Annotated in this window: 3 protein-coding genes; all 3 read right to left on the minus strand. The window is 42.3% G+C overall.

Annotated features, from left to right (window positions below):
• On the minus strand, positions 1-8958 hold an 8958-nt coding region (locus tag H6550_00005), incomplete at its 3' end, for a lamin tail domain-containing protein (protein ID MCB9044495.1).
• 35 nt (positions 8959-8993) lie between these two features.
• The gene (locus H6550_00010; protein MCB9044496.1) at positions 8994-10568 is read right to left on the minus strand and encodes a hypothetical protein; all 1575 of its coding nucleotides are present in this window, start codon (positions 10566-10568) and stop codon (positions 8994-8996) included.
• 183 nt (positions 10569-10751) lie between these two features.
• On the minus strand, positions 10752-11508 hold a 757-nt coding region (locus H6550_00015), incomplete at its 5' end, for a hypothetical protein (GenBank protein MCB9044497.1).

The raw sequence follows: 11508 nt of genomic DNA on the forward strand, positions 1-11508 counted from the left end.
ATTTTCTGCATAACAATTTGGTACTGTGCCTGTCTCCGCATATACGTATATCGTTTGGCTGCTTGTTATTGACGTTCCCGCCGCCAACATCGTGCCTGTGCCACCACTGCCTGTGTAATAATTGTTACCTGCGCTCAATACTGGCAAAATATAACTATCACACGCTACAACATTCGATGGTGCATCGGCTACTGGGGCAGCGATAACTTCTACATCTACTTGCGTTGCAGGACTTTCACAACCATTAAGCGTTTGTGTAACATATACTGTTTCTATTCCAATGAATCCCTGAGGAATAAATATTTCATCATTTGTACCTGCTACTTGTGCGCCAGCAACATTGGTTGTAAGGGCAGCATCTGTGTACCAATTGAACATAGCACCTGCCTCACCTGTTGCCGTTACATTATTAATCGTTGTTCCTTCACAATACGTTGTACCCATTGCTGTTGGTGCCAAAGGTATTGCATAGATAGTAATACTGGTACAAGCCGAAGGGCGGCAATTTGTATCACTTGGAAGTGCATCTAAAATTGCACAAATTTGATATGTACCTGCTGTTAAGCTAGCACCTATACCCAATAAGTCTGCTGTTTGATTAGGATCGGTTCCCATTAAACTTCCATTCGCAACATTTCCCAATAACGTTCCACCAGTATATACATCAGCAGGAAGTGCTACATCTGTACCAAAATGGACAAAATTTATACCATAATCTGCTTCACCATTAAGTGTGAGTGCCATATTAGACAGACCTGATGCAGTTAAATCAAATGAATCTCCTTCACACATTGGTATTGGATTGGTAATAGCCGTAATAGTAGGACAAGATGTGCAATCACAGGCAACCACCTGCGGATTTGGCGTACTCACTTCATAACATAAGCCCAAATACTCTGCATCTGTATCAAAATCTGTAATTGGCGCGCCTACTGTAAAACCAACTGTAAGTGCTGCAACATCTGCATCTAATACATTAAAAGCATATATACTGTAATTGCCATTTGACAAGCCAGTAAATAATCCTGTATTATTATACATCATAATTCCGCCCGTATCATCTATTAACACGTAAATTTGCGTATAGCCATTAATATTGAATGAACCGGGAACTGACTGCGCAAATACCGCACCTGTTGGGGAAGCAGGATTTGAACAATCACAAGGAGTAAAACCACATAGTGTTTCGATAACTTCCGTTGTACCCATACAATCTATACACGAACCATTTGTATCATTGTCATCGGTAACGGTAATGGTTTGTGTAGCTAAACCTGTACCTGAATGTGTAAACGGACCAAAATATAAAGTTGTGCCGTTGAATACTTGCATAGGTTGTGTTCCTACAGTTACTTCATAAGGTGCTGTTCCGCCAGAAATGGCCGATACTGCTACATAATATTCATTATCTGCTACCGAACCGGTACAAGTTGCTACTGCCGTAATTTGAATTGGGGCTAATATACTAAACGGTTGTGGTGCAGTAACAACACCACAGGCACCTGCTGCAATTGCATTGTTTATATCTGTTATAGTTAGGGCGCCTGTTACAGGATTATCGGCTGTTACATAATATACTCCGTATAAAATATAATCGCTTGTGTTCGTCAATCCATTTATATCCAAACTGCTCGGCGGATTACCTGATATTCCATTTTGAACAGATAATATATTGCCACTTGCATCTGTGATAACATAGGCATACGTATTATTCGTTGCGCCCGTTGCAGGTGGAATGAAACTATTGGTAACGGTAGCGGTTGTTTCTTCGGCGCAATAACTTGTGCATTGGAGAAGAATTGTTCCCGGACTTAGCACGCAAGGTGCTTCGCAATCAATTTCGGTTACTTCTATACTGGCACTACAAGCAGCACTAACTATGCCTGCATCTACAGCCATCACGGTTTGTGTTGCAGCACCATTTACATAATTAAACGGTCCAAAATACAAGGTTGAACCTGTAAAAGTCTGGGTAGTAGCTCCAATAGAAACATCATAATCTCCACCGTTTCCGCCAGTTACAGAACTTACGGCAACATAGTATGTTGTACCCGTTACTGGTGTTGTACCATCGGTTGTACAAATTGCTGTTGCTAATATTTGTATTGCGGGTAAAATATTCAGTGTTACTGTTGTTGTTGCATAACAGCCATTTCCATCTGCTACTCTTACATACAATACTTCATCATCCATACCCAAATATGGATTCGTCGGGTTAATCGCATTTGTTCCTGATTCTGCATCTGCCAAACTTGTGTGGTACGTTACCGTCAAGCCACCTGTAGTCGCATCGCCACTGTTGTCCACATCTACGTTATTTACATTGATACTGTTACCAGCATCTTCTGACGCATTCAAATTGAAGCCCATACTGTTGCCACTATTCGTATCGTCATCGCATTGTTCTAATATTACTGCATTTGCTATTGGTAACGGATTTACGGTGAACGTGATGGTCGTTGTGTTTTCACAGCCTGTTGTGCTGTCCGTGAATGTTACATCTACCACCGCGCCATCTAATGCTGTATAACTCGTAGGATCTACTACGGCTGTGCCGCCTTCTGCATACGCAAAACTGCCTGCATCGCCCGTGATTGAACCTTCTAAACTTGTTAAATCGTAAGGATTTGCATCTACACAGATTTCAGGCGTTTGCGCTACTAATATCGGCAATGGATTTACCGTGAATGTAATGGTCGTTGTGTTTTCACAACCTGTTGTGCCGTCTGTAAACGTTACTTCTACCACCGCCCCATCTAATGCTGTGTAATTACTCGCATCTGCTACTGCCACACCACCTTCTGCATACGCAAAACTACCCACATCGCCTGTTATTGAACTTTCTAAACTTGTTAAATCATAAGGATTTGCATCTACACAGATTTCAGGCGTTTGCGCTACTAATATCGGTAATGGATTTACCGTGAATGTAATGGTCGTTGTGTTTTCACAGCCTGTTGTGCCGTCTGTAAACGTTACTTCTACCACCGCCCCATCTAATGCTGTGTAATTACTCGCATCTGCTACTGCCACACCACCTTCTGCATACGCAAAACTACCTGCATCGCCTGTTATTGAACTTTCCAAACTTGTTAAATCATAAGGATTTGCATCTACACAGATTTCAGGCGTTTGCGCTACTAATATCGGCAATGGATTTACCGTGAATGTAATGGTCGTTGTGTTTTCACAGCCTGTTGTGCCGTCTGTAAACGTTACTTCTACCACCGCGCCATCTACGGCTGTATAATTCGTAGGATCTGCTACCGCTACGCCACCTTCTGCATACGCAAAAATGCCCGCATCGCTCGTGATTGAACTTTCTAAACTCGTTAAATCATAAGGATTTGCATCTACACAGATTTCAGGCGTTTGCGCTACTAATATAGGTAATGGATTTACCGTAAATGTGATGGTTGTAGTGTTTTCACAGCCTGTTGTGCCGTCTGTAAACGTTACTTCTACCACCGCGCCATCTACGGCGGTGTAACTTGTAGCATCTGCTACCGCTACACCACCTTCTGCATACGCAAAACTGCCTGCCGCTCCCGTCATTGCACTTTCTAAACTCGTTAAATCATACGGATTTGCGTCTGCACAGATTTCTGGCGTTTGTGCTACTAATATCGGTAATGGCAATATGTTTAATGTTACCGTACTCGTTACATAACAGCCATTTACATCTTCTACTCTTACATAAATTATCTCACCATCTGTGCCCAAATATGGATTTGTCGGGTTCAGTGCATTTGTGCCTGCTTCTGCTTCCGCTAAACTTGTGTGGTACGTTACCGTCAAGCCACCTGTAGTCGCATCGCCGCTGTTGTCCACATCTACGCCGTTCACATTTATACTATTGCTCGCATCTTCTGACGCGTTCAAATTGAAGCCCATACTGTTGCCACTGTTCGTATCATCATCGCATTGTTCTAATACTACGGCGTTTGCGATGGGGAGCGGAACTATAGTTACTTGTACTGCATCTGAATTAGCATCTATATCGTCATCATCTAAATGCGCCAAATCTAAACAATAAGTACCTGTTCCGGGAGCTGTTCCTGCCAAACTGGAGGTATCATCGTCATCACTTACAATTTCGGAGATATTGGCGGGTGCAGCGAGTGCTGCTAAATAGGCTGCTACCGTATTGGGCGTATTAGCTGTTGCATAATTTAATACATAAACATCGTAGGTTCCTACCGCTAATGTTGAGAAATCAAAATCACCGCCCGGAACTATTTGTAATATTTCACCAGCGGTGTTTGTTAAAAGGAATGTTGTTTCATAATCTGTAGTGCCAGGGTCTGTCTCGTCCGAAACGCCTGCTGCCACAATGGTATAAACGTTTGTAAATGCGCCTAAATCATCACCCAGACATATTGTTTGATTTCCGGTGGTTGCATCTATTACGCCACCCGTAGGTCGTACAATATTTCCTGCATCGGCAACACAACAATTACAATTTATCGTGAAATCGGCAAAAGATTGTGTGTAACAAAGTATATCGTAAGGAGCTACCATAGCGACTAAATTTGCAATGTTATCATTATCTGAAACATCTGCATCAACGCTTAGGAGTGTGCCTGTAGCTCCTAACAAAGCTGATTCTAATGCGGCTACATCACCATCTAACACATTTACAGCATATACCTGATAGTCGCCATTTTCTAACATATCAAACAAACCAGTATGATTAGCATCTATTACTGTTCCTACGGCTAAGGCTGCTCCATTATACGTTCCATCATTTTCTACTAATACATACACTTGCGTATAACCGTCTGTATTAAATGTACCCGGACTCGATTGTGCGATGAGAGTACCGGAATTAGGTTGGTTAGTGCAGTCACAAGAATTTTCTGCTATGGGGCATAAAGCCTCTAACACTTCGTAAGTGGCTGTACAGTCGCTACAACTACCGTTCATATCGTTGTCATCGGTAATGAGTAATGTTTTGGTACCCAAGCCTGTACCAGAATGTGTATAGGGTCCGAAATAAAGCGTCGTTCCTGAAAAAACTTGTGCCGGATCTGCCTCTCCTTGCACCGAAATCTCATAATTCGGACTTCCGCCACTTACGGCTGTTACCGCAATATAATATTCGCCATCGGCGGCAGCTACACCGCCCGCACCTGTACAAGAAGCCATAGCAGTAAGCGTTATTGGCGATAAAATATCAAAGGCAAGTGGTCCGGTGAGTTCGACACAATCTCCGTTTGCTATAGCTGTTTGAATGTTTGAAATATTTGCCGCACCAGTTACGGGGTCATCTGCTATTAAATAATGTACTGCATATACATTGAATGAGGCATTGTTTGCCAAAATACTAATGTCCACCGTAGCAGGCGGTGTACTGCCAGTACCTTGTACGGATATAATATTTCCCGCAAGGTCTGTAATTATATACGCATAAACATAATCGGCAGGATTGGTGGTCGGTGCCGTAAAAGTAGGCGTAATATCTAAGTTCATATCTTCTGCACAATAAACACTACAATTTGATGCGATAGTACCCACACCAGCTTCGCAGCAGCCGCCAATGATATAACTTCCTCTATAAAAACAGTTTGCATTAGGGTCGGTGTATCTTATTTCATAATAAACCGTTTCTCCATCATTTGTATTAGGAGATGATGCTAAATTATCCCAAGGATCTACACCATCAGCATCGTAAGTAATACTAATAAGTCCGGCACAAGCTACAACTGGCGTAACTTCTGCGGAGCAAGTGGTAGAACCATCAACTATATCAGTTGCATCTAAGGTTGGATATACGTAAACTGTGTGCGTACCCGCTATCAAATCTAAATTGGGGTCTGAAACACAATCAATGGTAAGGGTAAAAGTTACATTTTCGGCATCACAACCTACACCCGAATGGGTAATATTTACAGAAGTTAAATCAGTCATATCTACTATTGGCGCGCCAGAATTAACGACAAAAGTCCAATTTAATACTGCATTGGCAGGATATTCATTTACTAAAGTTAAATCTGCATAGGCATCTAAATCCAAGCGACTTAGACCGTCACAAGCGTAAGTAGTATCAGCAAATTCTGCTCCTGCCAAACAAGCAGGACAGCAGCCGGGGCTTGTACCATTCGTTGCTGCATTAGCACAAACGCCATCGCCAACCGTAATATCCCAAGCTCCCGTTGTAGGGAAAGGACCTACCGAAAAAGTATTGCTTGCTGTTTCTACCGCCACTACTCCGCCAACACTTGAAGTTATGATATAGTCCGCTGCTGCATCAACACTTGGTTGTCCGCCGCTTACTTGTAAAATCACATAATAATCTTCACCGGATTCTGAACAAATAGGCGTAGCATTTACAATACTTATTGCCTCTGCTACATCCACGCGAATAGGATTGCCATAGTCTTGACAATTTGCGTCTATGGTAGTGGTAGCCGGATCGGTAGCACTTAAAAATGGGGTATAATAATACGTACCTGCTGTTGTTGGTGCGGCAACAGATAAAGGGGTTCCCGAACCTTCAAAATTTGCCGTACTGATTTGTGTAGAACTTGTGATAGGTGCAGTACCGGAAGCCCAACCGATTTGTGGTGGTGGTCCGTTTAATACCGGATTATTTACACTCAAACTAATATTCGCTGGTGCGCCGTCCACACAATAAGCATAAGATGCCGAAGTAGTACCTACCTCATCGGAACAAGTATTGGTACAAGTGGTAGGGTCTGGAGCAGTAACAGTACCACTCATACTACAACCATTTACATCCAAAATGGTAATATTGTGTGTGATGTTATCGGCAAGTAGCGTACCTACGGTAAATGTAGTGCTGCTGAAACTTCCTACCGATAAGCCATCATACAAGACTTCGTAAGGAGCTTCGCCATCGGTAAGCACTACATCAAAGGTGTATTTTCCCGCACCCAGACAAGCGGAAGGCGTAATGCTGGTTATTGCAGGACCTATTCTTACTTCAAACGGTACACGAATGGTCATAATACAGTCTAAAGACATAGGTTTAGCAATATCTGTTACAGAGCAAGATTCTGTTAGAAAATTTCCAGTAGCATAGGCTTGCTCTCTCAATTGTAATTCTAAATAACCTATATCGCCTGCCGCCAAAGTCGCTGTAATACCGCCATCAATAATGGAATATTGCATGGTTGTTCCGTTAATATTTACATCAATGTAAGAACCTCTGTCATTACTCGAAGTAAAAGGTCCCGGGTCTTGATAAACAAGTGTTCCATTGATATTTTCATCCACCCACAAATTTTGGTAATTTTCATTATTATCAAATCCTATTGAGACTGTTCCTGCATTACAGATATAAATTTTCTCCCCAAAATCTCCTTGTAGTGGTGCTGTCATGTCATATAGCGGGCCCAAATTATAGTCCACGCCATCCACCGTTAAAATATATGCCGAATGTGTATTTTCAATTCCAGGGGTTGGTGTATCATCTACAATCCAGTCGCCATCTACAAAAGCCCAAGAGGAAGAACAGGCATTTTCAGTCGTAATATTAGGCATTTCACTATCGTAAAAAGCACTACCCAAAGCGGGAAACGAGTAAGTAATATTAGAAGTAGCACAACCTACTACGGTAGCGGTTGTAGCTGAGCCGTTGTTGTTTCCAGTAATGCCCACATCTTGTCCACCTTGCCATACTACGGCATAAACAGGATTGGTAGTATTACCTGTTCCATCAAAAAGGGCAAGTTGTTCTCCGCTTCTACTATTAAGGATAAAGTTGGGATAAACAGTACCCGTTCCATCAGGACAAGTAGAGGTTACCGTAGAACCCGAATAATAACCTGCTTGATACAACAAATTCACATCAATATCATACTCTGTTCCTTGCCCGATAGGAATAGTATTGGCTGGATTTGGAGCTAAATCTGTATGCGTAATCGTTCCTGCACCAGCTCCGGGGTCTGCATTATCACAGTTTGGACAAGAAGCAAACGCATCCACGCCAATGGTTAAATATTGCCCTGCACCTATGGTAGTTCCTGCCGGAAAAATAATTGCCCAGTCACCATCGGTAAGTACGTAGCAGCTCATATCTATGTCCGAAGTGGTAGGATTATAGAGCTCAACCCATTCGGAAGATCCTTGTCCGTCACCAGAGCCATTGTCGGCGGCTATTTCGGTGATATACACTGTGCATTGAGGTGATACAGTATAACTAACGTCAGCATTACTTAAAGTCCCATTGTCAGCACTTGCGGAAAGGGTATAATCACCTGAAGTTTGATTTAATGTAAAAGAGGCACAGCCTGTGACGGCTGATGCTGTTACAGGGCTACCTTCAACATCTAAAGTTATTATACCTGTATAAGAAGTAACATTTGTACCACTACCTACACACTGCAAACAAACGGTAATATTAAAATCTGTATTGGCAGCAATACAGCCAGATGGTTGAGAAATAACAAGTTCATAAGGGCTAGGATAGTTTTCAGTAGTAACAGTTTCTGAGCCTTGCCCTACAGTTGGTGTACCAGCACTTACAAATGTTCCTGAAGAATTAAATGTCTGTGCATTACAATCCCCATTAGCCGTTGCTGTATTATAAGTAACTGTATTAACCGTGTTACCACAATTATCCACCAAGTTTATTGTTTCTCCTGTATTGTTGAGTCCATCAGACACATCAAAAATTTGCGTTCCGCCAGGTATTGCATAGCCGCAAGTACCAATATTAGTCGCATTTATTCCTACGACAATATACTCGCCAGAGGCTATTGTCGTTCCACCAGCAAAAGTATGTGAAGTACCAGTAGTAAGTTGCCAACCACTAATATCTACCGTATTGGCATAAGCATTGAATATCTCTAAATATTCACAATCAGCATCGGCACCCTGTGCTCCACAAGGATTATAGGATAGCTCTGAAATATAAATTTGCCCCCAACTTGTGTAGGACAAAAAGAAAAGTATAACAAAACTTATAATGCTTCTCAATGTAAAAGTTTTCATAGTATATATTGTTTTTAATTTTCTCTTTTGTATTTTTAAAACTCATTTACGGTACAGCCTGCTGCATTGGTGTAAACTGCGCAGTCTGTAGGTGTAGTAGGTGTAACAACAAAATTACTGTACAAACCGGGTGCACGATTTAGAATACTCAATGTCCCTCCGGTTGAGGTAAGTCCGGTTAAGGTGGTAGTGGTGCTACCATTAAAGGTGTAGGTCACATCATAAGTGCCGTCCGGCAAATCTGTTATATTGCAAATGCCGTCTTCGGCATCGCAGGCTTGCTCGGCAACACAGCTTACGCCAATAGGTGCACAACCTGCTTGTGCCGCCGCAGCTTCATCTAAAATATTGAAAGTTGTAGTATAATATGTGCCTGCTGTTTCCGGGTCTCGAATAGTAGCAGGAAAATCTCCGCCACAGTAATTCACATCTGTTTCGGTGTATAGTTCAAGTACATACGTTCCGGGTCCATCTATAGCTACCTCAGGATTTGTTCCCGAACAATCTAATAAATCTACCCCAGGCGTAGCTCCGCCGTAGCGTGTTTGCCAGCGTTGCTGCGTTTGACAACCGCTACTTTGACAAGAACCACCATTGGGAAATACAGTAATATAACTACTACCCGGACAATTATCTACACCGGAATAAGGCGTAACACTTATATCCGAACCAATACCTGCCGTTCCTAAGGCTATATTGTCAAAAGCCGGAGGAGCCGTACCTGCTTTATACACACGATAATAGATTCTTGCACCACTTACATCTGCATCACAATCATTGCGTTTCATTGTATTCACTTCCCCGCCATCTAAAGTAAGTGTTCCATTCGGGCAAAAACCATTCGGTGGAAAACTGGCGATAGATACGCACGCAGGGTCGTACAAAAAGTCAAAATCGTGTAATGAGCCGGGCAACGCCGGATTCCCTGGTTGAAACTTACCTAAATCTAAAAACAAGCCATTGAGAATAACCATGGTTCTGTACACATCGGCATCTCCAATATTGATGTATTCCAATTGGCCTGGACTATCTAATGCTATATTATTTAAAGGGTCTGGCGGATTACAACTACCAGCCACGCCGGGATAATACGGCGATGGCGTATTGTATATCCACGTAGCTATTGCAGTATTAGTAGTGTAATCGCCACTTACACAGTCGCACTGTATTTCTACCGAATACCGCCCATTGGGTAACTGTGGGTTACAAGTATTTAAGTTCGCGACATAAACGTCATCGTTAGTACCACCTAAATCACTTAGATACGTGCCATTTACGATACAAACAGGCTCGGAAGCTACTAAACTCTGCGGATCTCCGTTGGGAGACATTCCCCGTACTATCACTCTACATTTACTGCCCTGCCCTGCTCCTGTGGTTCCTACACCACTACAGTCCGTACCATCTACATATACGCGCCAGTTTATCCACATATTGCTTGCGCCATTGCTTACGCACTCCCCAAAAAGCGGTGTACCGCCTCCTTGGTCTCCGGCAAATGAGTTATTTCCGGCATCTGAGTTATGTCCTATAAACAGTGCTTGTGCTTGAACAACTCCGGTAAAAAATAAAATAAAAGAAATTATAGCAAACGGCTTAATTATTTTCATAGTTTTTAGTATTAAGGTAACAAATAAAATCCAAAAAAATCGAATTAGGACACACTTCTGTTTCTAATTCCAAGTTTTTGCTCAAATTTAAACATAAAAAAACTATTTCTAACAAGAAATATAGTATTTTTTCGGTTATTTGTCTTAAAAATAATATTCATTTAATATATTAAAAATTACTATTTAATTTGCGGGAAAAGTACCTGGACTAGGCGCACAAACTGGCGGCATATAACCGAAATTCGCAATATTGTAATCCTGCCCTATTCCTAAATTTATCGTGCCCGTTGGGTCTGTACCGCCCGTCAAACTGCTGCCTGTCGGTTCTCCATTTACTACTTCTACTACGTAGCTACCTGGGGGTAAGTTCGTGAAATCGTAATTGCCGCCGCCAGTCGTTAATTGCGTAGGATACACTACATCATCACCTCCATCAGGAACACCGTCCGGACCATACCACGTCAATTGAATTTCCACACCGTCTATACCCGTACCCACTTCGTTCTGTGTACCGTCTCCATCCGTGTCTTCCCATACATAAGAACCAATGCTACCTGTACCTGTAAAACTCGCATCTATCGATAAATTACTGGTTGTGCCATCAAAACTAAAATCATTCGTAGAACCTGCGCCGTTTGCTCCTGTGATGTTATTGTTGTTGTTGCCTGTTGGAACTGTGCCGCTCACTTGATAACCACTTGGTGTTGTAAATACTACATAATAATCGCCCGCAGGTACGCCCGTGAACAAATAATTGCCACTCGCATCCGTCACATCCGTATAACTTGTCGCCGTATCCGTTGTCGCATCGTACAAGGTCGCCGTAACACCGGACAGCGGTAAATCACTTCCATTATATATACCGTCATTGTTCAAATCTATAAACACAAAATCACCGATGCTGCCCGTTGGTGGCTGATAACCAAAGTCGGCATCATTG

Source organism: Chitinophagales bacterium, from assembly GCA_020636495.1.
In the GTDB taxonomy this organism is placed as follows: domain Bacteria; phylum Bacteroidota; class Bacteroidia; order Chitinophagales; family Chitinophagaceae; genus UBA5543.